A 24,445-nucleotide genomic window follows, 5' to 3' on the forward strand; every position below is an offset into this window, starting at 1 on the left:
TGTCTGTCTTGCGGGTTACAGGTACTTGCGGATCAGCGTCAGCTGCGGCGCCTCCACGCCGGAGGCCGCGGGATGGATGCTGAACGGATAGGTGCCCCACCACCGCCCGGCCGCCCAGTAGGTCCACCCCGCCCACACCGGGTTGTTGTCCACCTCGGCGAGGATGGCGTCGAGCGCGGCGAGACAGGGCTCGCTGGCGGCCACGCCGAATTCGCCGAGGAAGAAGCGGGCGCCGGTGCTGCGCGCCCAGGCGCTGGCATTCGTCATGATCTGGCGCAGCTGCTCGGCCGGAATGCACTCCACCGTGGTGCCGGAATAGCTGGCGTTGGCGTACTGATGCACTTCGAACACGAAGTTGTTGAGCGGATCGCGGAAGCTGCTGAAGGCCTGCGCATTGGAGATGCCGTTGATCGGCTTCTGCCACTCGTGGGCGCCGCTCCAGCGCCCGCCCGAAACCAGCAGCAGGTTGTTCGCCCCGGCGCTGCGCAAGGCATCGACGGTACGCTGGGCGAGACTGGCCCATTGCGGAATCGTGATCAGGTTCGGCTCGTTCATCAGCCCGAAGGCCACGTGCGCCTGACCGGCGAACTCGCGCGCGAGCTTCACCCAGAAGTCGATGAACACCGCCTCGCTGACCGCGGCGCTGCCGATGCTCTGCCCCGCATAGGCGCCGTAGTTGTGAACATCGAGGATCACGCACATGCCCAGGCTGCGCGCCGCTTCGGTGACGGTGCGCATGCGCCCCAGCTCGGCGGTGTCGAGGCCAGCGCCCAGCAGCGGCTGCAGCCGCTCCCAGCGGAACGGCAGCCGGATGGTGTTCATGCCGACGCTCTGGAAGTACGCGAGATCCTGCGCCGGCGGGTAGATGTAGTCGTAACCGTAGCGCGCCGGAATCTTCTTGCCGTTGAACTCCGCGCCCGCGAGATTGACCCCGGCGAGCTGACGGCTGAGGTCGCACTGGGCGGCGGCGGAATAGGCGGTGCCCGCGAGCACGACGGTGGCGAGGGTGCGCACGAAGCGCCGTAGCATCGTGTTCATGACGCCCTCCCCACCACATTGCGGTACTCGTCCACGTACTGGTGCGCCGCGTGGCGCCAGTGGTAGCGCGCCGCGTAGTTGATCGCGCGCTGGCGCCGGGCCTGATAGTCCCCGGGCGTGACGTCGGCGAGCGCCAGCACGTCGTCCACACCCACGCCCTCGCCCATCAGCAGTCCGATGCCCGACTCTGCCTGCAGCTTGGCGAAAGGCGGAATCGCGCTCAGCACCGGCACCAGGCCGGCGCTCATCGCCTCGATCGGCGCGATACCGAAGCCCTCATGACGCGACAGGCAGACGAAATACTGGGCGCGCCCAAGCAAGGCCTGCAGCGCCGCTTGCGACGGCGCCGCGACCAGTTCCACCAGCCCGTCCAGCCCGCGCAGCGCGATCGCGCATTCGAGGTCGACCAGGCTGAGGTCGAACTCCCGCCCGGCGATGATGAGACGCCACTGGTCATCGGCCTCCACCAGCTGCGCGAACAGGTCCAGGGTTTCCATCAGGCCCTTGTTCACCGACCAGCGGCCGAAGTAGATCAGCGTCTTGCCCGGAACCTCGCTGCCCGCGCCGGCGAACTTGTCGACGTCGACGCCGTTCTCGATCACGCGCAGGCGCAACGGCGAAACCACGCGGCTGAAAATCTCGCCGTCGTTGTCGCTGGTGGCGATGACGCGCCGATAGGCATGGGCCGAGGCCCGCGTGATGGTGCGGAACCACAGCTGCTTGGCGCGCGACGCGAACGCGGTGTGAAAGAAGCCGCCGTGGGTCGAGGCGATCATCGGCTTGCCATGCAACAGACGGGTCGCCGCCAGATAGTCGAAAAAGAAATCGACCCCGTGCACATGGACCACGTCGGCGCCGCGGATGGCACCGATGACCGATGGACACAGCGGATAGCGCGACGAGCCGGTATAGGGCAGGCGGCGCACCGTGATGCCCTGGTGCTCGTCCTCGCTCGGCAGCAGCACATCCTCGTCGCGGAACATGCGGTTGAGCGTGACCACCTCGGCTTGCTGGCCGCACACCTCGACCTGATGGCGGGCGATGTTGAGCACCACTTCTTCCATGCCGCCGATGGAGGGATGGAACTGGCGGACGACATGTACGACTTTCATGGACTTCTCCCGGTGACTGGGTCGGACAAGGACGGCGCGGCGGCCCGAGGCGCGCCCGCGTTGGCGTCCTCCGTCGTGCCGCCGAAGCGGCTGGCCACGCTCACGCCGATCAGAAACCACAGCAGCGCGGATGTCTTCATGGCGAACAGCGACGTGCCGCTCACCGTCAGGATCAAGGCGATGTAGAGCGAGACCTGGGCGCGCAGGCGCGCAGCCGCTTCGTCACGCATCGGCAACAACCACAGGAACAACCACAGCCCCAGCGCCAGCGGCAGGCCGAAGCGGGTGAACAGGTAGGCGTAGCCGGCGTCGCCGTGGCGGGCGGCCCAGCCTTCCAGCCCCAGCAGCCCGGCCCAGCCGAGTTCGAGCACCGAACGCCCGCCGAGCGCGAGGCGGCCGACAAAGTCGTCCGCCAGGTGATGCGGAAACGCGATCGCCAGCGCGCAGATGCCGGTCACCGCGATGAACGGGAAACCGAACCCGAGGCCTTGCCAACTCGGAACCAGCGTCAGCCGCATCGCCGCCATCAGCGTCACCACCACGAGCCCGTAGCGCGAATCGGCCAGCACGATCAGCGCCCACGCCAGCAACAGTGCCAGCGCAATCGTGCCGCGCTCGGTGGAGGGGCGCGACAGCCCCCACGCCGCCAGCAAGGTGGCGAAATTGCCCATCGACACCGGCTCGATGAAGATCGACGACACCCGGTGGCTGCCGAGCAGCGCGGGAAACAGCGTGCGCCCGATGCCCTCGGGGCGGACGCCGTTCACATTGAGCGCGACATCCTGCTGGTAGCTCTCGGGCACCACGCCTTGCGAGATGTAGTACGAGAGGATGTTGAAGTAGCGCGCATAGACATCGACGAACAGCAGCTCGACCAGCGCAACCACCAGCGTCACCCCGGCGACGATGAAGAGTGCGCGCTGCGCCAGCGCGCGCTCGCCCACCACGCTGCCCAGCCACAGGAACAGCGCCGGAATCGCGAGGTCGCGCGCCGACTTGAAATCCACCGCGCCGCGCAGCAGCCACAGCGAGCCGAGCATGCCGAGCATGCCGACCAGCAGGGCAAGCATCGGCCCCGGCACGCGGCGCAGCAGCAGCGGCAGGCACAGCGCCAGGATCAGCCCTTCCGCCACCCCGACTGCCGCGGCGCCGAGCCGCAGCACGTTGGTATGAATGCCGACCAGCAGCAGCGGGTAGCAACACGCGAGCACCACGGCGCACAGCACCACCCGGCGCTCCCCCACGGACAGCGCGCGGGGCGATGCGGTTGGCATCGCCAGCGCGGGAGCAAGCCCTGCACCGAAGCTGCCTGCGGCCATCTCAGACTGCTCCCGCCGGGGTCGCCGCTACCGGCGCCCTCAAGCCCAGTGCCCACGGCATGCGGGCGCCGAGCAGCGCGCGCAAGGGCACGCAGATCAGGATCGCGATCGCGGAGCTGGCCAGCGCCCAGCCGAAACCAGCGTCGGCAGTCCGCCACCCCGCCACTGCCGCCACACCGGACAGCACGCTGAACGTGACCATGTGGCTGGCGAAGATCAGCAGCGTGTTGGCGGCCAGCCAATCGACCACGCGGTTGGGGCGCACGCGCTGCGCCAACAGCGTAACCAGCGCGATGCCGGCGGCGGCGGCAACGAAGTACAGCCCCACCCAGTTGCCGAAGCGGAGCTGGTTGAGGTCGACGCGGCCGTTGGCGAGCGCGGCGGCCAGCCACACCGCGGCAACAAGCAGCAGCGCCAGCACGCCCCCGTGCCACTGCCCCGCCACACCGCGCAGCCACTGCCCCCAGGCGTAGAACACCAGCGCGGCCGGCAGCACGTCGAGCGCGAACGGCAGCCGCCAGCCCGCCTGCGGAAAGAGCGCGCACCACAGCAGCGCGAAGGCGGTTGCGCCCAGCGCAACCGCGGCGGCACCGGCGTGGCGGCGCAGCAGCAGATAGGCGCAGGCGGTGACGAACAAGGCCGGCAGGAACCACAGCGCCGGATCGACGTAGAGCAGGTCGCCCTGCCCGCTTACCAGCCCCTGCAGCGGTTCCCACCACGGGCGGGCGCCCCAGCGCGCCGCCTTGTCGCCAATGCCCCGCGTCGCCAGCCAGTACAGGTAGGCGCCGGCAAAGAAGAAGGCATAGGGCAGCAGCAGGCTGCGGGCGAGACGGCGGACACCGAGGCCCAGCCCTTCGGTCAGGCGTGCGTCACGCACCACCGCGCCGGCAAGCCAGAAGAACAGGGGTACGTGGAAGCTGTACAGCAAGCTTGCCAGCCAGGGCGGGCAGCCGCGCGCATGGCCGATCACCACCAGCACGATGCCGATCGCGCGCGCGGCGTCGATGGCGGCATTGCGGCGGGGTTCGGCCAGCTGCGGTTGCATCCGCCCTGCTTCAATAGGCATTGAGCACGCTTCCGACCACATTCACCGAGGCGGCGCGCAGGCGCTCGGCAAGCTGGACGAGGGGACGCGTTGCGGATGCATTCTGGCGTGCCAGCACGCAGGCTGCGCCCGCCCGTGCCGCGATCAGCTCGGCGTCGGCGCCCTGCTCCGCCGCGGGGGTGTCGATGATGACGACGTCGAACTGAACCCCGAGGCGGTCGAGCAAGGCCGGAAACGGTAGCCGCGACAGCAGCTCGAGCGGATTGGGCGGCTGGGGCCCGGCCGGCAGCACACTGAGGTTCACCAGGCCATCCACGCGGCGGATCGACTCGCCGCCGCTGCGGCCCGCGAGCAGCGTGCCCAAACCGCTGCCGTTGGGCAGCCCGAACAGGCGATGCTGGGCGGGACGGCGCAGATCGGCATCGACCAGCAAGGTGCGCTCGCCGAGCTGGCTGAACACCACGGCCAGATTCGCCGCAGTCCACGAGCGGCCGTCGCCGCGGGTGGGACTGACGACCGCCAGCCGCCGCCGCGCGGCCGGGTCACCCAGCCAGCGCAGCATCAGCTGCGTGCGCAGGCCGCGCAGCGCTTCCACCGCGTCGCCAAAGGGCTGGTAGGCGGCAACAACTGCGTCGTGGATGGCACTTTTTCCCCACGCCACGTAGGGATAGTCGAACTGGTGCGCGAGCGCGAACGCAACGTCCTCGTCATCGACCAGGCGCAGTTCGCGCGCCGCATCGCCAAAGCGCAGGCCGCGTTCGCGCTGCAGGCGCAGCACCCGTTCAGCGTCCTCCGCGCGCAGGCGCCCGGATTCGACGAGGATGGCGCCGATCGGCCGCTCTTGCGGCTGCGGCGGAAGTTTGTGCGGAGCATTCATGGAAAGACGCCTCCGGGTGCAGCAGATGGGACGCTGAGACGCTCAGCGCAAACGGCGTGCCTGGGGCACCGCCGGCAGCAGCCGGCGCAGGCCCACGCCTGCGAGCGCCGGCCGCGGCGGCAACACCGCCAGCACCGGCACTCCGAGCAACTGATCGAGTTCGCCCTCGCCGCGGATGCGCGGGTGGCGCAGTTCGCGCCACAGCGCGGCGCCCACGCCCAGCAGCCCGCCCACGACGATGGACAGCAGCAGATTGAGCGGCAGGTTGGGCGTGGAGGGAACGACCGGCTCGGCCGCCGGACTGAGCACGACGACATTGGTCAGGCGGGTCTGGCTTTCGAGACTGGTCTGGGCGTAGCGCTGGGTCACCATGTCATAGGCGCGCTGGGCGTTCTCCACGTCGCGCTGGAGCACGCCGATGCGGCTTTGATGCGCCTTCAATTCCAGCACCTTGGCCTTCTGCGCCTCCACCGCGGCAGCAATCTCCGCTTCGCGCGCATCGTTCATGCGCGCCGCGGTGGCGAGCGAACCGGCTACGCGCGCGGTTTCAGCACCCACCCGGCTGCGCAGCGAGCCGAGTTCGGCGTCGATGCGTGCGACCTCCGGATGGTTGGGCCCCAGCCGGCGCAGCGACTGACCGCGCTGCGCCTCGAGCCGCGCGATGTCCGTCTTCAGCCCCTGGATCAACCCGTTCTGCAGCACCTCCGGCAACGTGTCCACCGAGCCGGGCTGGCTGGTGCGCGAGCGGCTTTCCGCCCGCTGCGCCTGCACCGCCACGAGTTGCGCGGAAAGCTGCGCGAGGCGCTCGCTCTCGACGTCCAGCCGCTCGTCGGTGCCAGTCAGGATGCGGTGCTGCTGCTGGTAATCGGACAGGCGGCGTTGGGCGGCTTCGAGTTCTTCCCGCACGCCGCTGCTGCGATCGTTGAACCAGTCCGAGTACTGCCGCGCCGGCTCCACCTTGAGTTCGAGCGAGGTGTCGATGTAAGCCTGCGCAAAGGCGTTCGCGGCCGCGGCGGCAAAGGCCGGATCGCGCGCGGTGAAGGCGATGCCGAGCACGCTGCTGTCGCGCGAGGGTTTGACCGTGAGCGCCGCGCCCAGCGTGCGCGCCAGCCAGTCCTCGTAGCTGCCGACGCCGCCGCGCTCGCTTTCCCACGCGGCGCGGAATTCGGCGTTGTCCTTCAGCTTGAGGAGATCGGCGACGCGCCGCGCGACGCGCTCGGAGGTAAGGATGTCGACCTGGGTGGCGAGGTAACCGGGGATCAGGCTGCCCTGCATCACCGCGCCCTGGATGGGATCGGCGCCCCGCACGTCCACCACCACCTCGCCCTGCGCGGTGTATTTGCGCGGCAACAGCAGGCTGACCGCCATCACGAGCGCCACGACGGCGCACAACACGCTGGCGATGAGCCGCAGGTTGGCGCGCAGGACGAGGAAAAGTTGCTGGATGCTCATGGCGCGCTCCTGGTCAGAACAGGCTTTCCTTGACGTAGATGACGTCATCCGGACGCAGGATTTCCTCCAGCCCCGGTTCGAAGACTTTCAGTTGATCGCCTTCGCGGCGATGGACATTGAGGCCGCGCACCGTGCCGCGCAGCGTGGGTCCGCCGCCGGTGGCCAGCCCCTGCATCACGCTCATGTTGCGTTCCAGCCGGAACGCACCCGGTCGCTGGACCTCGCCGTAGATGTAGGCCACCGGGGCACGGTCCACGTAAAGCACGTCGCCGCCCATCAGCAGCACGTCGGTTTCACCCCCGTTGGCGAACAGCGTGGGGATGTCGATTTCCTGGCGGATGGGCTGGCCGTCGCGAAAGCCCACCAGCACCGCGGTGTCGCCCCCCGGCGGCGCCACCCCGCCGGCGAGCGCCAGCAGGTCGGACACCTTGAGGTTGAAGGTTTCCAGCGGATAGCGCCCGGGCCGGTTCACCTGCCCCAGCACCGCCACCTGGTTGCCCTTCATCACCACCGGCAGGATGCTGACCTGCGGCTGCTGCACGAAACCGCCTTCGCGCAAGCGGGTGGCGATCAGGCGTTCGGCGGCCGGCACGCTCTTGCCACCGACCTCGACGCTGCCGATCAGTGGAAACGTGATCGCGCCGGATTCCGACACCCGGCTCTCGGTCGCGAGATCGGGGTTCTGGAACACGCTGATGCGGATCACGTCGCCCGCGCCGAGCACGTATTCGCGCTGGGCGGCCGGCGAGGCGCCCAATGCAGGCAGGCTGGCCGCGAGGGATGCCAGGAACAGCAGCGAAAACCGGATGAGCTTGTTGAACATGATCACCTCGAACGAACGGTGAGCGCGGCGCGCTCGCTTCCCGGAAAACCGGCTATTGGTTGGCCGCCGTGCGGCGGGCCGCGGGCAGCGCCGTGGGCTCCGGCCCGGCGCTTGCCCGCGGTGCGCGCGAGAACGGGCCGACGTATTCGATCTCTGCCGACTTGCGCAGGCGCCGCGCCTCGTCGCGCGCGAGTTCGACGCGCTCGCGGTTGCGCAGGAACTGCTCGATCACCGGCCGCGCGGAGGCCTCGTCCAGCGGCTGCCGGCGCGACGAAGCCAGATGCACCAGTTCCGCGCCGTAGGGCGTCGGCGTCAGCAGGTTGTCGCCATCCTTGAGGCGCGAGAAGGCGTTCAAGCGCTCGAACGGCAGTTGTTCCGCCGGCAACACGGCAACGCGGGCGGCGAAGCTGAGGCCTTCGCGCTCCAGCGTGGCGGCGATGGCGGCACTGTCGCGCTCGCGCACCGCCACCGCGCGCAGCGCCTCGAGACGCTCGGGCCGCGCCTGGATGTTGAACTCGTGGAAGGAGTAGATGCGGCGCTCGGCGAACAGCGCCGGGTGGCTGCGGTAGAAGGCGCTGACCGCCTCGTCATCCGGACGGGGATCGACGGCCGTCACCTGTTCGAGGTAAGCGCGCGCAAGGATTCGCCGCCGGGCTGCCTCGAGCTCCTCGCTGACGCGCGGCTCGAGGTCGAGCCGGCGGGCGTTGGCCTTCTGCACCATCAGCTCTTCATCGATCAGCGATTCGAGGACGGCGCTGCGGGCGCGGGCGATGTCGTCGGCCGACATCGGTTCGTCACGGGGGATCGCCTGATCCACCTGACTGACCGAAATCGCCCTGTCGTTGACGCGCGCGGCGACCGCCTCGTCGCTACCCGACCGAGCGCCGTCGCGGCATCCGGCCAGCAACAGCGGCAGCAGCACCAACCCCGCGGGCAGACTCAGGTGCCGCATCTCAACCTACCCGCGCGAGACGACGGCGCACGATGAAGGCCAGCAAGCCGAAGCCCGCCGCCAGCGCCGCCGCCGGGCTGGGGTCGTCACGCCGCGGCGCCGGTTCGCGCACCACCTCGGGCGACGCGGCAACCGCCGCCGGAATGAAGGCGACCCGCTGTACCGCCGGCGCCGACAACCGCGCCGCGGCCTCGTCCCCGGGCGCCGTGGCGCCCGGAAAGGCCATGCCCAGAAAACTGTCGCCCGGCCGCATCACGGCAGGCAGTGGTTCGCCGCGCCCGCTTTCGGGCAACAGGCCGGGACGGTCGGAAGAAGCCGACGCCCAGCTCGAGAACGATTGGCCGTAGGCCGGGGAGAGGCCCACACCTACGGCAATCGCACATACGGTTCCAAACTTCGTCATCGAAACGGCCTCCATTGTGCTGATCGGCCCTCTCCGGGGCTGGTGGCAAACGTCTCCCCGCACTAGAAACGCAACTCCGCTGCAAGCCGCCCCACGTAGCCATCGAACTCGCGGAAGGCCACATCGGCCTGGCGCAGCGTCCGGTACAGGGCAAAGCTGAAGGTGGCCGAGCGCAACGGCCGGTACAGCACGCTGAGCCCGTAGCGATACGAGCGCTCGTCGCGATCCGCCGCGCCATCGAAATCGCGCCGCCGCGCCTCGCCCTCGACGCCGAGCGCCACCTTGTCGGTGATCCACCAGCGCGAACGCAGCAGCACCGCCTCGGTAACCGCAAAGCTGGCGACGACGTCTTCCTCTGCGCCGATCTCCCGCCGCAGCGACAGATCGACCGACGTCTTGCCGGTGGCGAGCCAGTTGAAGGTGACCCGGCCGGTGGTGCCTTCGAAATCCCGTTCCGGCGCGAACTCGTAGCTGCGCTCGGTGCGGCCGAGGTAGCCGCTGACCCGCAGCTTGCCCGTGGCCTGCCAATCGGCCCCCAGGCGCAGTTCGCGCTGGCGGTACTCACGCAGCGAGCCCGCTGCCGCCGGGCGGTTGGGATAGCGGCCGTCGGTGTCGCGCCACGACAGCGTCACCCGGTTGCCGCTGCGGGGGCGGTAGGTCAGGTTCAGGTCGACAACGTCGGCGTCGTACTCCGACAGCGGACGCTCCCCGTCGCGGAAACGGCTGCTGACACGGCTCGCGCCGCCGCCGATGGCCCAGTCGGGATGCCACCAGAAATCGGCGCTCGCGTTGCTGCGGCGAAAGACGTTGATGCTCTCGCTGGCGCCGATGAAGTCGTCGTCGGCGGTAGAAACTTCACGGTGCAGGTGGCCGAGCTGGCCCGTCCAGTGCCGCCCAAGTGCCCAGTCCCAACGCAGGTCGGCCTTGCCACCGGTGTAGTCCAGCGCCTTGTGCACTGCATGATAAGTACGGTCGATCTGGATATCGGCGTACAGCCGCTGAAGGCTGTAGGTTCTATCGAAAGATAAACCCACTCCGGTCACGCCCACCCAGTCCGAACGTTGGCCTTTCGGTGCAGCCGCACCGTCCGGAAGGCGGTATATGTTGCTGTCGTAACGCACCTCCTGGCGTGCAATCACCTGGAGGGCCTCGTCGGGGTCAGCAGCTTTTGAATTATTAGTGTTCAATAACATACAGATAGAGGTACTTATACCGATCACGCAGTGCAGACTGGCAAACCGGTTCTCCATGACGTTGGGCCTCATTGGAGAGTCGAATGAACGCAAATCAGGATGTACGAAACAAGTCCGAAGGTCACGCTGCGATTCGAATTGTTGCAAATCACATTTAAACGAAACACATTCTCGCCATAGCGTTACAGGCACCCCCTGCTATATTTGTAGTGATGCTGCGTTGCAGAAACAAGCCGGAAAAACAAGCCCATGTCTGCTGCAATCCACAACCCTCCCTCCGTCCTTCGCGGCCACGTCAGCCTCACCGGCGTGCTCGAAGCCTTTCTCGACCCGACCATCGTGGTCGCAATGCTGTTCGCGGCCGCCTACGGGCACGACGAGCGCCTGGGGCCCGCCTATGTGGTGCTGGCGATGCTCGCGTTCTCGCTGACCTTTCCGGGCAAGGCCCATCTGCGTGATCCCTTGCAGCGCGTGCTGCGGCGTTTCGTGGTGGGGTGGCTGCTGCTCGCGGCGGCGCTGTGGGCTTTCGGCTATCTCAGCGGTTACCTGTATTACTTTCCGCAGCCGATGCTGATCACCTGGATCGGCGGCACCCCGCTCGCCATCGCGCTTGCCCACCTGGCGCTGCGCGCCACCTTGCCGCGTGTGATCGGTGCCGCGGAAAACCGCCGCACCGCCGTCATCGCGGGGGCCAACGAGATCGGCATGCAGCTGGCGCGGCAGTTTGCCGACAACCCCTATCTGGGCACCCGCGTCGCCGGTTTCTTCGACGACCGCGAACGGGCCCGGGCGGCCGCCGGCAACCATCCGGTGCTGGGCAACATGACCGAACTGGCCGGCTACGTGAAACAGCATCGCATCGACACCATCTACCTCGCGCTGCCGATGGCCACCCAGCCGCGCATCCTCGGGCTGCTCGACGACCTGAAGGACACCACTGCCTCGATCTACTTCGTGCCGGACATCTTCGTCACCGACCTGATCCAGGGCCGCGTCGACACCGTCTGCGGCATGCCGGTGGTGGCGGTGTGCGAGACGCCCTTCACCGGGCTGGACGGGGCGCTCAAGCGGGTCAGCGATGTCGTGCTGGCGGCGATCATTCTGGTGCTGCTGTCGCCGCTGCTGCTGGCGGTGGCGGCAGGCGTGAAGCTGAGTTCCCCCGGCCCGGCCATCTTCCGCCAGCGTCGCTACGGTCTGGACGGGCGTGAGATCGTGGTCTACAAGTTCCGCTCGATGACCACCTGCGACGACGGCGCGGTGGTCAAGCAGGCCTCGCGCAACGACCAGCGCATCACCCGCTTCGGCGCCTTCATCCGCCGCACGTCGCTGGATGAACTTCCGCAGTTCTTCAACGTGCTGCAAGGGCGCATGAGCATCGTCGGCCCGCGCCCGCACGCGGTGGCCCACAACGAGACCTACCGCAAGCTCATCAAGGGCTACATGATCCGCCACAAGGTCAAGCCGGGCATCACCGGCTGGGCGCAGGTCAACGGCTACCGCGGCGAAACCGAAACGGTGGACAAGATGCAGAAACGGATCGACTTCGACCTCGAATACCTGCGCAACTGGTCGCTGAAGCTGGATCTGTGGATCATCGTGAAGACGGCGCTGCTGGTGGTGCGGGACCGCAACGCGTTCTAGATTCCGCGGCGGCCTGACGACGGCCGCCGCCTGCTTGTGCCCGCGGCGTCCTGCGGCCCCACGCTCCGCCGCGCCACCCCACCCTCCCGCTTGTACCCCTACCGCTCGTAGCGGTACCGCGTGACCCGCTCCGCAGTTTCCCGGCCGCGCCCGCGCCACAATGGGCTACGGCAGCGCGCGCGCCGGGGCGACCACGGCACCCTCCAGCCTTCTCCCGTAGAACCGGCGCGCCGCGCACCGCACTGCGAGGCGCATTCGATGATTCATCGTTCCCGAGGGCGCAGCCTGCCGGTACGGCGCGTGGGCACGGCGCTGCTTGCGCTGCTGCTTGCCGCCTGCAGCACGCTGCCCAGCGACGGCGCCCGCAGCGCCGCCCGGCATCGCGACACGCTCACCGGCGAGCACCGGATCGGCATCGCGCTTGGCCACTTTTCCCCGCGGGTGCAACTGGATGCCGAGGTGTCCGGCAAGGGCGGCGGCGCCCTCCATGGCGCGGGTCACGGCGCGCTCGCCTGTCTCGAGCTTGAGAAAGGTTCGAGCGGACCCGGCACCGGACTCATCACGCTGATCTGCCTGCCGTTCGGCGCGGCGGTGGGCGCCGTACTTGGCGCTAGCAGCAGCGCCAGCGGCGAGGCCATCGTGGCCGGCCACGGGCGCCTCGACCAACGGCTCGCCACGGTGGATCTGCAGGCCGCGCTGGGCCGCGCGCTGGAGCATTACGCCGACAAGACCGACCTGCGCGCCCAGCTCTACCCGCTTGCGGAAGGTCCGTCCCGCCCCGCCGACACCCCGACCTACCCGGCCTCCACCGACTACGTGATCGAAGCGGCGGTGATCGAGGCGCAGGTGGTGACGACCGGCGCGAACGCCCTGCCCTACGGTTTGCTGTTCGAGGTGCACGCCCGGCTGATCCGCAACATGGACGGCAGCACGGTAGACACGCTCACGCTTCGCACCTCGACGCCCTTGCGTACCGTCGACGAGTGGCTCGCCGACCAGGGCGGCGCGATGGCGCGCGCGATCGACGCCGCGCTGGCGGAAGCGGCGGAGGCGATCATCGACGAATGGATGCTGGTCCACAGGGGCGACCCACCCGCCGCCGGAAAGCCGGCCACGCCTTCCGACGGTGAGCGCCCGCGCGTGCCGGAATACGCGCTTCAGCCGCTCACGCCCCCGCTCCGGGTGGAGCGACGCTTCCTCAAGCGGCCGCTGCTACCGGGCCACCTCGAACCGGTCGCCGTATCCACCACGCCAAGGTTCGCCTGGGAAGCCTGGCCGCGCGACCTGGCGCCTGCCGACGCGGACGCCACCGCCGTCCCCGTGATCTACGACCTGCGGCTGTACGACGCCGGCCCGTTTCCCATCGAGGGCGTGGCCGCGGCGCAGCTGGTGCAGGAGCACTTCGGGCTGCCCCAGCCCGGCTTCACGCCCCAGCGCCCGCTGCAGCCCTGCAGCTACTACTTCTGGACCGTCCGCGCGCGCTTCCTGCTCGAAGGTCGCATGCGTGCAACCGAATGGACCGGCGCCTACCGCAGCATCGGCGGCACGGTGGATCCAACCTGGTCGCGGCGCGGCGAATGGCCGCTGATGATGGCGGAGTGGCCCAACCGCTGGTTCTATCTCCCCATCCTGACCGCACCCGCGGACGGTCGTCGCTGCCCGTAGGCGGACGGACTCAGGCCGGGCTCCGGGTGGCGATCAGCTCGCGCAGGAAACTGCGCAGAGGATCCCGCTCATCATCGTCCAGCCGAGCGCCCGCGCCTCGATCCGCAGCGCGCGCTCCCGCACCTGCTCGAACATGCGGCCCTCTTCGGCAAGGTGGATATGCACCAACCGGCTGTGCTCCGGGCCGGGTTCGCGACGGAGGATGCAGTTGGCGCCACCGCCGACAATACCGGGCACAGCGCTTGATGCACCCTGCCCATCCTCCCGCAGATGCCCGCCATGCCCCCCGCCCAACCGAAGCCCACCGCAGCCCCTTTCGTCAAACCGGACGCCACGCTCGCCGAACTGCGCGCCGCGGCAGCGGCCTGCACCGGCTGCGACCTTTACCGTGACGCCACGCAGACGGTGTTCGGCGAAGGACCCGACGACGCGCCGGTGATGCTGGTGGGCGAGCAGCCCGGCGATGCGGAAGACCGCCAGGGCCATCCCTTCGTCGGCCCGGCCGGCAGGCTGCTCGACCGCGCGCTGGCCGACGCCGGCATCGACCGCAGCCGCAGCTATGTGACCAACGCCGTGAAGCACTTCAAATGGATCTTCACCCGCGGCCACAAGCGGCTGCACCAGACGCCGCGCACCGTGGAGGTGCAGGCCTGCGCGCCGTGGCTGGAGGCGGAGATCGCGCGGGTGAAGCCGCAGGTGCTGATCCTGCTCGGCGCCACCGCCGCCAAGTCGCTGCTCGGCGCCGGCTTCCGGGTGACGGCGCAGCGCGGCGTGCCGCAGCCCTCGCCGCTCGCCCCGCGCGTGGTCGCCACCATCCACCCGTCGGCGCTGCTGCGGATGGCCGACGCGGACGAGCGTGAGCGCGCCTATGCGGCCTTCGTCGCCGACCTGCGCGCCGCGGTGGCCGATCCGCCGCGCGCCCCGCCCTGGATACATGCGGTCGGCAAAAAAAAACGGTCAGCCGGCCCGGGTATCCACCCGGCCGACCGACCGCAACACCATGAAGGATTGAGCGGAAACTGCCGCGGCTTAGAGCGCCATGATCACCGACTTGGATTCGGTGTACATGTCGAGCACCGCCCGGCCCATCTCGCGGCCGATGCCGGACTGCTTGTAACCGCCGAAGGGCATCGCGTTGTCGAGGATGTTGTGGCAGTTCACCCACACGGTGCCGGCCTTGATCTTGGGGATCAGCCGGTGCACCCGGGTCAGGTCGTTGGACCAGATGCTCGCCGCCAGGCCGTACGGCGTGTCGTTGGCGCGGTGGGCGACTTCGTCGAGGTCCTCGTAAGGCATGGCCACCACCACCGGGCCGAAGATCTCCTCGCGCACCACCTTCATCGCGTCGTGGGTGTTCACCAGTACCGTCGGCTTGACGAAGTAGCCGGCGTCGCCGCCCGCTCCGCCGCCGGTGGCCGCCCTGGCGCCTTCCGCAAGCCCGCTCTCGATGTAGCCGAGCACGCGCTGCTGCTGCACCGCCGACACCAGCGGACCGATCTGGGTGGAGGGATCGATGCCCGGCCCGAGCTTCATCGACGCCGCAATGCCCGACAGCCCCTCCACCACCTTCTCGAAGCGGCTCTTGTGGATGAATAGCCGCGAGCCGGCGGTGCACACCTGGCCCTGATTGAAGAAGATCGCCTGCGCCGCGCCGGCCGCGGCCATCGCGGGATCAGCATCGTCGAGCACGATCACCGGGCTCTTGCCGCCCAGTTCCAGCGACACCCGCGTCATGTTGTCGATCGCCACCTTGCCGACCAGCTTGCCGATCTCGGTGGAGCCGGTGAAGGCCACCTTCTCGATGCCCTTGTGGCTGGCGAGCGCCGCGCCGGCGGTGTGGCCGTGGCCGGTGACGACGTTGAGCACGCCGGCCGGATAGCCGGCTTCCAGCGCGAGTTCGGCGAAGCGCAACGCGGTGAGCGGCGTTTCTTCGGCCGGCTTCAACACCATGGTGCAGCCGGAGGTCAGCGCCGGGCCAACCTTCCACGCCGCCATCAGCAGCGGGAAATTCCACGGGATGATGGCGCCGACCACGCCCACCGGCTCGCGGCGGGTAAAGCCGAAGAGTTCGCGGTCGCGCATCAGCGGCACCGACACGTCCATCGTCGAGCCTTCGATCTTGGTCGCCCAGCCCGCCATGTAGCGCAGGAAATCGACCACCAGCGCCACATCCACATGGCGCGCCATCATCACCGGCTTGCCGTTGTCCAGCGCCTCGATCTCGGCGAGTTCCTGGGCGTTGGCTTCGATCAGGTCGGCAAACTTGAGCAGCAGGCGCTCGCGGTCCACCGGCCGCATCTTCGGCCACTCGCCGGATTCGAAGGCACGGCGGGCAGCGGCCACCGCGCGGTCGATGTCGGCGGCACCGCCAGCCGGCACCGTGGCGAAAGCCTGCCCGGTCGCCGGATCGAGCACCGCCAGGGTTTCACCGCTGACGGCGGCGGACCATTCGGCGCCGATCAGCATCCGCTTGGGGCGGGCGAGGAAGGCGCGGGTGGCGGGGCTGATGAGTTGGTCGGGGTACAGGGTCACGTGGTTGTCTCCTCTTGTGGTTGTGTGAACTGTTTGCTGCTATCGGGCAGTCGTGGCAAGCGAAACGGTCTGACTCCCCGCTCCCCTAAAGGGGAAGCTGGGAGGGATGGGTCAGGCTCGGCGCAGCCCCATCCCTTCCCTTCAAGGGGGCATAGGCAGGGTTTCGCAGAACACTGCTCTGCGCCGCCGGAGCGGCGGAGCGAAGCGGAGGTTCCTGGGCTGTCCTGTTTCGCTCCCTCCCCTTCAAGGGGGTGAGGCAGGGGTTTCGGCAAGCACCGCTTGCCGCCTGCTGAACGACGGAGCGAAGCGGAGGCTCCCGGGTTGGCCTGTTTGCTCCCTCCCCTTCAAGGGGGTGAGGCAGGGGTTTCGGCAAGCACCGCTTGCCACCTGCTGAACGACGGTGCCTCTGGCACCGGCTACCGGGTGGGCTGTCTTGCTCCCTCCCCTTCAAGGGGGTGAGGCAGGGGTTTCGGCAAGCACCGCTTGCCGCCTGCTGAACGACGGAGCGAAGCGGAGGCTCCCGGGTTGGCCTGTTTTGCTCCCTCCCCTTCAAGGGGAGGGTTGGGGTGGGGATGGGGTTAGATGCGGCGTGCGCCCAACCCCATCCCCCTCCCCGCCTCCCCCTTGAAGGGGGAGGAGCAAGACCCGACCGCCGCCGAGCGCGTTACTTAACTCCCCCCGTCAATCAACCCCGACCGTGCCACCGCAGCCGCACGCGCGGCGTCCGCGGCCTCGGGGTCCAGCTCGAGCTGACGCGCGAGACGGCTGATCAGCCGGTCCTCCAGCCTGGCGAGATCGCCATCGGCATAGGCCACTTCCCATAGCAGCGTCAGGATTTCCTGCCGTTCGGCGGGGCCAAAGCCGGCGCGCACTGCCTCGGCGAATTCCCAGTCGTCCAGCACTTCGGCGTAGCGCTCCTCGGCCACCCGCAGCAGTTCCTGCGCGTGCCCTTCCTGCAGGCCGAACTGTTTGCCGAGCAGGCGGGTGACCGCGGCGTGCTCCTGTTCGGTGGCGCGGTGGTCCACGTACATCGCCTCCAGCAGCAGCGCGGCCACGGCGATGTGGCGGCGCTGGAAGGGGCCGGTTTCGTTCGCTTCGGCAGCGAGGTCGCCGCGCAGCAGCGCGATCAATCGGGTCAGCATGGGTTCTCCGTCAGTGCGAGGTCGTGGTGGAAGCGGACAGGCGTTCGACGCCGAGCTGGCCGCCGATGACGACACTCCCGTCGGCCGCGAGGACCACGGCGGCGAGGTTCTGGCGGTCGCCGCGCACTTCAGCGTTCAGGCCGGAGGCGTCGCCCCGCAGCATCACGCCGCCAGCGCCGACCACCAGCAGCTTGCCGTCCGCTGTGGAGACCGCGCCGGTGAGCGACTGTTCAGTGTCGCCCGACACCGCGCGCCAGCTGTCGCCGCCGTTGCGGCTGGCGAGCACGCGGCCGCTCATGCCGAGCAGCACCACGTCGTCGCCTGCCTCCAGCCCGCCCCACAGCGAGCCGGACACACCGGGCTTGAGCGCGGTCCAGCTGTCGCCGCCGTCCGTGGAGCGGAACGCCAAGCCGGTTTCGGCGGCCACGTAGAGCGCGCCCTTGCGGGTGGCGAAGATGTGGTTGAGGTGGAGGTCGGCGTCGCGGCCCTGCCCCACGCTCATCGGTTCCCAGCTCTGGCCGCCGTCCTCGGTGCGCCAGGCGGTGCCGTAGGCGCCCACCGCGTAGCCGCGTTCGGCGCTGGCGAAATACACCGACAGCAGCACCGGCTTGTCGTCCAGCACCTGCTGCAGCGTCCAGTTGGCGCCGCCGTCGGTGGTGGCCAGCACCACGCCGCCGTGGCCCACCGCCCAGCCGCGCTGGGCGTCGGCGAAATGCACCGCGGTAAGCAGGCTGCTGACCGGCACTTCGGCCTGCTGCCAGCTCTTGCCGTTGTCGGTGGAGCGCACCACGGTGCCGTAGTCGCCCACCGCCACCAGCGCGTCGCCGGCGCGCGCCATGCCGGTCACCGGCACCTTGGCCGCCAGCCGTGCCTTCATCGCCGGCACCGGGCCGGCACTGGAGGCCGAACCGGCGGCGTGCAGCGACACCGTGGTCGCCCCCGCCGCGGCCAGTGCGGCGCACAGCGCCAGGAGTTTGCGTTTGATCGTCATCGCGGGCCTCCTCAGTGCGCCATCAGCGGCGCCCGCACCGGGCCGCGACGCGGGATCAGCATGTCTATGGTCACTGCCAGCGCCGGCAGCAGGGTGATCGCCATCAGCATGTTCATCATGAACATGAAGGTCAGCAGCATGCCCATGTCGGCCTGGAACTTGAGCGCCGAGAACGACCACGTCGCCACGCCGATCGACAGCGTCACCGCGGTGAACACCGTGGCCACGCCCACTTCACGCAGCGCCTGCTTGAACGCGGTGACGATGTCCTCGCCGTGCGCCATGTGCATCTGCAGCCGGTTGTAGATGTAGAAGGCGTAATCGACGCCGATGCCCACCGCCAGCACCATCACCGGCAGCGTGGCCACGGTGAGGCCGATGTCGAGCGACTTCATGAACCAGTAGCCGAGGAAGGTCGCCAGCGTCAGCGGCACGCAGCAGGCGATCATTGCGCGCCAGTCGCGGTACACCGCGAACACCAGCACCAGGATGGTGGCGTACACATAAAGCATCATCGGCAGCTCGGAATGCTCGACCACCTCGTTGGTGGCGGCCTGCACGCCGGCGTTGCCGCTGGCCAGCCGCACGGTGACGCCCTCGAAGGGCTGGGTGGCGCGGAAGTGCTTCACCGCCTCCACCACTTCCTTGATGGTCGCCGCCTTGTGGTCCGCCAGGTAGAGATTGACCGGCAGCAGCGTGCAGTCGGCGTTGAAGAGGCGCAGCCCCTCGGGCACCTGGCGCACCGCCTCGCCCAGCGTCAGCTCTTCCTGCGGCAGTGCCGCCCACTTCGGATTGCCCTCGTTCACCCCGGAGGCGGCGAGCTTGGTCAGCGTCGGCAGCGACTGCGCCGACAGCACGCCCGGCACATTGGCCAGGTGCCAGGTCAGGCGATCCACATGGCTCATGACGTCGTGGCGGAAGCAGCCGTCGGCCGGGGTTTCCACCACCACGGTGAGCAGGTCCAGGCCCAGGCTGTAGCGCGCCACCACGGCTTCCACGTCCTGGTTGTAGCGAGAATCGTCGTGCAGCTCCGGCGCGCCCGGCAGCACGTGGCCGACGTGGCGGCCCTGGCTCTGCCACACCGCCACGCCCATCAGCGCGATGCCGACCAGCGTGCCGATGGCGGCGTTGCGCGGGTTGGCGATATGCACGCCCAGCCCGGCCATCATGCGGTTGCGCATGCCCTCGACCTTGCTCGCGCGCAGCACGAACTTGTCGTCGAAGCGGAAGTAGCTCGCCAGCACCGGCAGCATGATGAGGTTGGTGACGATCTTGTAGGCCACGCCCACCGAGGCGGTGATCGCCAGCTCGCGGATCATCGGGATCGGCACCAGCACCAGGGTGGCGAAGCCGACGAAGGCGGTGATCAGCGCCAGCGTGCCCGGCACCAACAGGCCGGTGAAGCTGCGGCTGGCGGCGGTGTAGCCGTCGGCGCCGTTGATGACTTCCTTGGCGATGTAATTCACCTGCTGGATGCCGTGCGACACGCCGATCGCGAACACCAGGAAGGGCACCAGGATGGCGAGCGGGTCCAGCCCGAAGCCGAGCAGCGTGATGGTGCCGAACTGCCACACCACCGACACCAGCGAGCACGCCAGCGGCAGAAAGGTGAGCACCCACGAGCGGGTGTACCAATACACGGCCGCGGCGGTCAGCAGGAAGGCGAGCGCGAAGAACTCGATGACGCTGGTGGCGCCTTCGGAGATGTCGCCCATCTGCTTGGCGAAACCGATGATGCGGATGCGCACGTCGTCGTCGGAAAACGCGTCGCGCACTTCCTTTTCCAGCCGCTGGCTGAATTCGAAGTAGTCCAGCCGTTCGCCGGTCTGCGGATCGGGGTCGGCGAGTTCGGCCACCACCATCGCGGAGGACGAATCGTTGGCCACCAGGCTGCCGATGAAGCCGCCGACGATGGTGCGCTCGCGGATCGCGGCGATGTTGTCCGGGGTGAGCGCCTTCACGGTGACGTCACCGCCGATGACGTCCTCGGCCTTCATCCCCTCCTCGGTGATCTGCACCGCGCGGGTATTGGGCGTCCACAGCGAACTCACCGTGCGCCGGTCCACGCCCTTCATGAAGAACAGCGCCTGGGTGACGTCGTACAGCTTGGTCAGCGCCTTCTCGTTCCAGATGTCGCCGTTCTTCGCTTCGACGGTGACGATGATGCGGTTGGCGCCGAACAGCACCTCGCGATACTGGTTGAAGGTCTGGATGTATTCGTGATCCTGCGGCAGCTGCTTGTCGAAGCCGGCGCTCATGTGCAGGCGGGCGGCAAAGGTGCCCATCACCGCGGTGAAGGCAAGCAGCGCGACCAGGATCGGCAGCCGGAACCTGAAGCAGAAGCGCTGCAGGCCCAGCACGAGTTTCTCGATCATGTCGGGGATTCCATTTCGGGGAGTACGTGGCGCCGGTGCGGATGCACGCCGGCGCCGCCCGGCGGCTCCGCCACGGCGCCCCCGCACTGGGAGCAGCCGTCTGCGGAGCGCCGGTCGGGGTGCGGCATCAGAACGAGTACGACAGGCTGGCCGAGATGAAATCGCGGTCGCGCATCAGGTTGTTGGCGCCACCGCCGTGGAAGTTCACCCACTGGATCGCGCCTTTCCAGCGGTCGCGGTAGTTGGCGAACAGCGACAGCGTCAGCGCCTTGCGGCCGGCGACGAACGGAATCGCGTTCGGGCTGGTGCCGGCCACGTCGTGATACCAGTCGATCTGCGGCGTCAGCGTGATGCCGCTGCCGAAGACATTGGGGTAATTCACGCCGATCTCGGCCACGTAGCCCCACGAGGTCTTGTCGGGCAGCGAGTAGTCCGGCAGGAAGTACGGAATCCGCCCGCTGGTGTCCAGGCCGGGGTAGTGGGTCACCGCCGCTTCGGCCAGGATGAAGCCGTCGGTCGCGCCGATCGCCTTCGCCAGCCCGCCCAGGGGGTCGTTGTGCGAGAAGGTGTAGAAGCCGGTCAGGTGCAGCTGGTACTTCTCTTCCTCGACAAAGCCGGGGTGGCTGCCGACGTCATACACGCTGTACTTGTCGAACGCGCCGGCCAGCGAGCCGAAGGGCACGGTGGGGTCGATGCCGACGCTGTCGTTGGGCCGGTACGAGAGTTCCATGCCCACCGCGACGTTGGCGATCTTGGTGTTGGCCGAAACCGCGTACAGGTCCTTGTCCTCGCCGTAGGCGATGAAATAGCCGGTGACCGCGCCGGCGGTGTTGCCGGTGAAGCCGAGGAAGGGCAGCTTGTCGTGGTAGCGCTGGTAGGTGAAGGCGAACTCGGTGTCGATCTCGTCGGCGTTGTAGCGGAAGTTGATGCCGTACTGGCCGCCCTTGCGCGGCTTGTTGGTGCCGAGGTAAGGCACCGCAATGCCGGCGGCGATCGCATCGGCGTCGGAGATGCCCGGGTTGTCGCCGCAATGCCCGGTGGGCAGACCGGCGCAGGCGCCGGGGCCGGCGAAGTCCTCGATGATGCTGGTCGGCACGAAGGCGTTGCGGCGGCCTTTGCCCAGCACGTCGGCGGTGGAGAAGAAGGTGCCGGAGGGGTCGAACTTGAAGCTGTTCCAGGCGAACTGGTAGTAGGCCTCCATGCCCAGGTTTTCGGTGAGACCGAAGGAGCCGGACAGCATCGGCGCCGGGATGAAGATCTCCTTCAACTGGGTGCCGGGCACGTGGAACTTCTGCAGGTCGATCGCGTTGATCTGGTTCACACCGCCGAGGATGAAGATGTCCTCGCCCCAGGAGATCACCTGGTTGCCGAACTTGATCTTGCCGTTGTGCTCGCCGATGGAGAAGCTCTTCGCCACCCAGGCGTCGAGCAGCGTCACCTCGCCTTCGGCCGCACTGTCTACGTCGGTGCGGCGGGTGTCGGACGACTTGAAGTCGTGGAACCAGGTCATCCGCACCAGCGAACTCCAGCCGTCCGGCAGCTTCAGCGACAGGTCGTGGGTGCCCTTCAGCACCGCCGAGACGATGTCGCCCTTCTTGTAGTTCAGGTTGCCGTCGTCGAAGTTGGTGAAGTTGAAGTCGGCGTTGGCATAGCCGCGGCCGGCCTGCTTGGCGTTGAGTTCGTTGTTGGTGCCGTTGTTGCAGCCGCCGCTGTCGTTGCCGATGGTGGAGCAGCCGGCCGACTGGGTGCGGGCCATCACGCCGAAGGACACGGTGCTGTCGAAGCTGCCCGACAGCCCTTCTTCCGAGCCGAAGCGGAAGGCGTGGCTGGCCGGCGACCACAAGGTGGCGGCCACCGCCAGTGCCAGCGTGGAGGGTGCCAGGGCGCGCGCCGCCCGACGATGCGCAATCGTCTTGTCATTCATGTTGTTTTCTCCTGGAAGCGGTCGGTCTGGATCAGCGTTCGCCGCGGCGGCGCATTTCGTCCGGGCTGAAGGTGGCGGCATTCACGCGGCCTTCCTTGGCGGCGGTGAGGTCGATCACCTCGCCTTCGGCGGTCCAGTTGTCGGTCACGTAGCGGCGCGCGACCAGGTCGTACATCTGGGTTTCGTAGGTGATGCAGGCGCCGACGTCGGGCGCGGCCCACAGGCTGCCTTCCTGCACCCGCCACAGGTTGCCCTTGGCGTCGTACATGTCCACCTGCAGCAGCGCCCACGAGTCCTCGTCGAAATGGAACACGCGCTTGGCGAAGGAGTGGCGCTTGTCGCCCTTCACGGTGGCTTCCACCACCCACACGCGGTGCGGCTCGTAGCGGATGAAGTCGCGATTGACGTAATCGGGGCCGAGCATGTCCTTGAACTTGTTGCTCTTGTCGATCAGCTTGTAGGTGTTGTACGGGACGAACATCTCCTTCTTGCCGACCAGCTTGTAGTCGTAGCGGTCGATCGCGCCGGTGAACATGTTGATCTGGTCGACGAAGTAGAGGTTGTCGAAGCCGGCGATCGGGTTGTCGTAGGCGAAGGTCGGCGAACGGCGCACGCGGCGCTGGCCGGGGAAGTAGATCCAGGCGTCCTGCGGCTTGTCGATGTAGGCGTGGATCAGGTAGCCCTCGCCTGCGCGCGAAGCCGGCGACAGCACGTCGTACAGCAGCTTGCTTTCCACGCCGCCCACGTCGGCCGGGCCGGTGACCTTGGGATCGTTGAACGGGTACAGCTCATAGGCCCACTGCTTGTTCTCGACGTAGGAGCCGTCCTTGTCCGGCATCAGCGCGGAAATCTGCGCGCGCCGGCCCTGGCCCGTGTAGCGCAGCTTGTAGTTCCACATCGCCTCCGCGCCGCTCTTCGGGAAGGGGAAAGGGATGCCCGCGCCCTGCACCGCTTCCAGCTGCCAGCCGTCGGCGCCGAGCTTGGCGGTGGTGGCGTTCTTCTTGGTCTGGGCCGCGACAAAATCCGGCACCGGGCAGCTGCGGCGGGACGGATACACGTCCATGCGGTAGCCCTTGTAGGTCTTGATCAGCGCCATCTGGCCGGCGGAGAGCTTGTCGGCGTACTTGTCGACGTTGCTCGCGTCGATGCTGAACAGCGGCTTGTCGTCCTTGAAGGGGTCGAGCTTGCCCGGCTTCCAGCCCGCGGGCACCTGGGTCATGCCGCCCGCCCAGGCGGGGATGCTGCTGTCAGCATTCTTGGCCACTTCGGCGCCGATCGGCGTCAGCGTCTTGCCAAGGCTGGCAACTTCCGCGTCGGTGGCGGCGGCAAGCGCGACGTTGCTGGCAAAGAGGGCGGCGATCGCCATGCCCAGCAGTGCCGGACGGAGCGATTTACTTGTCGTTTTGGTCATGTCGGTGTCCTCGTCGGAGAAGAAAGTGCGGAAACGGAATCGTTGGGGAAGGAAATCGGCGCGCTTATTCGATGCGGATGCCCTCCGCGGCCAGGCGGGCGACGATGGCGCGGCGCGCCCCGGAAACATCGGTGAGCTTGTTGGCGCGCAGCGCGCTGACCTCGGCCTCGGTGTAGGGCTGGAAGTCGGGCGGCAGGGTGGCCGCGGAGAAGGCCGCCGCCATCCAGTTGAGCATCCGGGCGATGTCGGCGTTGGAGAGTGCGGAGTTGGAGGTGCCCGGCACCTGCACGAGGAAGGCGCGCCCTTCCGGCGTCTTCAGGAAATGGCCCATCTGGCCGCGCAGCGTGGGCACGCCGCCCGACCGCGCGCCGCTGCCGTCGGCCTGGTGGCAGCCGGCACAGTTGAGGATGAACTGGTAGCGCGCCTTGCCGGCATCGTCGCTGCCGGCGGCGGGCAGCGCGGTGCAGAGCAGCGCGGAGGCCAGCAGCGCCGGGACGCCGCGTCCGCCTGCCCTGCCCTGCCCTCGCCCGCGCGTCCCGTTCATGCTTGC

The 24,445-nt window shown here is 68.4% G+C and carries 19 protein-coding genes and 1 pseudogene; 3 read left to right on the plus strand and 17 right to left on the minus strand.

The annotated features are described in order from the left end of the window. Positions 1–15: 15 nt before the first annotated feature. The 10 genes from dqs_RS11650 to epsL form a co-directional block, all read right to left on the minus strand. Positions 16–1,038 carry a glycoside hydrolase family 5 protein gene (locus dqs_RS11650; RefSeq protein WP_065340564.1) on the minus strand — a complete coding sequence of 341 codons (1,023 nt, stop codon included), beginning with the start codon at positions 1,036–1,038 and terminating at the stop codon, positions 16–18. After that, positions 1,035–2,150 carry a glycosyltransferase family 4 protein gene (locus dqs_RS11655; protein WP_065340565.1) on the minus strand — a complete coding sequence of 372 codons (1,116 nt, stop codon included), beginning with the start codon at positions 2,148–2,150 and terminating at the stop codon, positions 1,035–1,037. Before dqs_RS11655 ends, dqs_RS11650 begins: the two co-directional genes overlap by 4 nt. Then, a complete protein-coding gene (locus dqs_RS11660) occupies positions 2,147–3,469 on the minus strand; it encodes a hypothetical protein (protein ID WP_065340566.1) in 1,323 nt (440 codons plus the stop codon). Before dqs_RS11660 ends, dqs_RS11655 begins: the two co-directional genes overlap by 4 nt. 1 nt (position 3,470) lies before the next feature. After that, positions 3,471–4,514: an acyltransferase family protein gene (locus dqs_RS11665; protein WP_084018461.1), complete on the minus strand. Its 1,044-nt coding sequence runs from the start codon at positions 4,512–4,514 to the stop codon at positions 3,471–3,473. Between the two features lie 10 nt (positions 4,515–4,524). Further along, positions 4,525–5,391 carry a chain length determinant protein tyrosine kinase EpsG gene (gene epsG / locus dqs_RS11670; RefSeq protein ID WP_011765971.1) on the minus strand — a complete coding sequence of 289 codons (867 nt, stop codon included), beginning with the start codon at positions 5,389–5,391 and terminating at the stop codon, positions 4,525–4,527. A 42-nt stretch (positions 5,392–5,433) separates the two neighbouring features. Further along, on the minus strand, positions 5,434–6,843 hold the full coding sequence (gene epsF / locus dqs_RS11675; RefSeq protein WP_065340568.1) for a chain length determinant protein EpsF: 1,410 nt from the start codon (positions 6,841–6,843) through the stop codon (positions 5,434–5,436). A 13-nt stretch (positions 6,844–6,856) separates the two neighbouring features. After that, positions 6,857–7,666 (minus strand): polysaccharide export protein EpsE, encoded by an 810-nt coding sequence (gene epsE / locus dqs_RS11680; RefSeq protein ID WP_011765973.1) that lies wholly within the window; start codon positions 7,664–7,666, stop codon positions 6,857–6,859. A gap of 52 nt (positions 7,667–7,718) precedes the next feature. Then, entirely contained in the window at positions 7,719–8,618 is a 900-nt protein-coding gene (locus dqs_RS11685) for an EpsD family peptidyl-prolyl cis-trans isomerase (protein WP_084018464.1), read from the minus strand. A 1-nt stretch (position 8,619) separates the two neighbouring features. Then, positions 8,620–9,021 carry a hypothetical protein gene (locus dqs_RS20790; protein WP_157108180.1) on the minus strand — a complete coding sequence of 134 codons (402 nt, stop codon included), beginning with the start codon at positions 9,019–9,021 and terminating at the stop codon, positions 8,620–8,622. A 62-nt stretch (positions 9,022–9,083) separates the two neighbouring features. Beyond that, entirely contained in the window at positions 9,084–10,160 is a 1,077-nt protein-coding gene (gene epsL, locus dqs_RS11695) for an XrtB/PEP-CTERM-associated polysaccharide biosynthesis outer membrane protein EpsL (RefSeq protein WP_050976127.1), read from the minus strand. A 303-nt stretch (positions 10,161–10,463) separates the two neighbouring features. On the opposite strand from epsL, the gene dqs_RS11700 reads away from it, so the two are divergent. The 3 genes and pseudogenes from dqs_RS11700 to dqs_RS20525 form a co-directional block, all read left to right on the plus strand. Continuing rightward, positions 10,464–11,855 carry an undecaprenyl-phosphate glucose phosphotransferase gene (locus dqs_RS11700; protein WP_236778680.1) on the plus strand — a complete coding sequence of 464 codons (1,392 nt, stop codon included), beginning with the start codon at positions 10,464–10,466 and terminating at the stop codon, positions 11,853–11,855. Positions 11,856–12,113: 258 nt separating this feature from the next. Next, a complete protein-coding gene (locus dqs_RS11705) occupies positions 12,114–13,520 on the plus strand; it encodes a hypothetical protein (RefSeq protein ID WP_157108181.1) in 1,407 nt (468 codons plus the stop codon). A gap of 279 nt (positions 13,521–13,799) precedes the next feature. Beyond that, positions 13,800–14,357, plus strand: a pseudogene (locus tag dqs_RS20525) (UdgX family uracil-DNA binding protein); the annotation flags it as partial. A gap of 192 nt (positions 14,358–14,549) precedes the next feature. Here the strand turns inward: dqs_RS20525 and dqs_RS11715 are convergent. The 7 genes from dqs_RS11715 to dqs_RS11745 all read right to left on the minus strand — a co-directional run bounded on the left by dqs_RS11715 (position 14,550) and on the right by dqs_RS11745 (position 24,439). Then, positions 14,550–16,052, minus strand: coding sequence for an aldehyde dehydrogenase family protein (locus tag dqs_RS11715; protein ID WP_065340572.1), 1,503 nt, complete (start codon positions 16,050–16,052; stop codon positions 14,550–14,552). Between the two features lie 668 nt (positions 16,053–16,720). Then, a complete protein-coding gene (locus dqs_RS11720; RefSeq protein WP_011765982.1) occupies positions 16,721–17,194 on the minus strand; it encodes a tellurite resistance TerB family protein in 474 nt (157 codons plus the stop codon). Between the two features lie 10 nt (positions 17,195–17,204). Further along, a complete protein-coding gene (locus dqs_RS11725; protein WP_065340573.1) occupies positions 17,205–18,185 on the minus strand; it encodes a WD40/YVTN/BNR-like repeat-containing protein in 981 nt (326 codons plus the stop codon). 11 nt (positions 18,186–18,196) lie between these two features. Next, the gene (locus tag dqs_RS11730) at positions 18,197–20,560 is read right to left on the minus strand and encodes an efflux RND transporter permease subunit (protein ID WP_065340574.1); all 2,364 of its coding nucleotides are present in this window, start codon (positions 20,558–20,560) and stop codon (positions 18,197–18,199) included. Between the two features lie 127 nt (positions 20,561–20,687). Then, entirely contained in the window at positions 20,688–22,484 is a 1,797-nt protein-coding gene (locus dqs_RS11735) for a DUF1302 domain-containing protein (RefSeq protein ID WP_011765985.1), read from the minus strand. A gap of 31 nt (positions 22,485–22,515) precedes the next feature. After that, positions 22,516–23,895 (minus strand): DUF1329 domain-containing protein, encoded by a 1,380-nt coding sequence (locus dqs_RS11740; RefSeq protein ID WP_065340575.1) that lies wholly within the window; start codon positions 23,893–23,895, stop codon positions 22,516–22,518. A 64-nt stretch (positions 23,896–23,959) separates the two neighbouring features. Beyond that, positions 23,960–24,439: a c-type cytochrome gene (locus tag dqs_RS11745; protein WP_065340576.1), complete on the minus strand. Its 480-nt coding sequence runs from the start codon at positions 24,437–24,439 to the stop codon at positions 23,960–23,962. Positions 24,440–24,445: the final 6 nt, after the last annotated feature.

The sequence above is a fragment of the Azoarcus olearius genome (assembly GCF_001682385.1).
Taxonomy (GTDB): Bacteria; Pseudomonadota; Gammaproteobacteria; order Burkholderiales; family Rhodocyclaceae; genus Azoarcus; species Azoarcus olearius.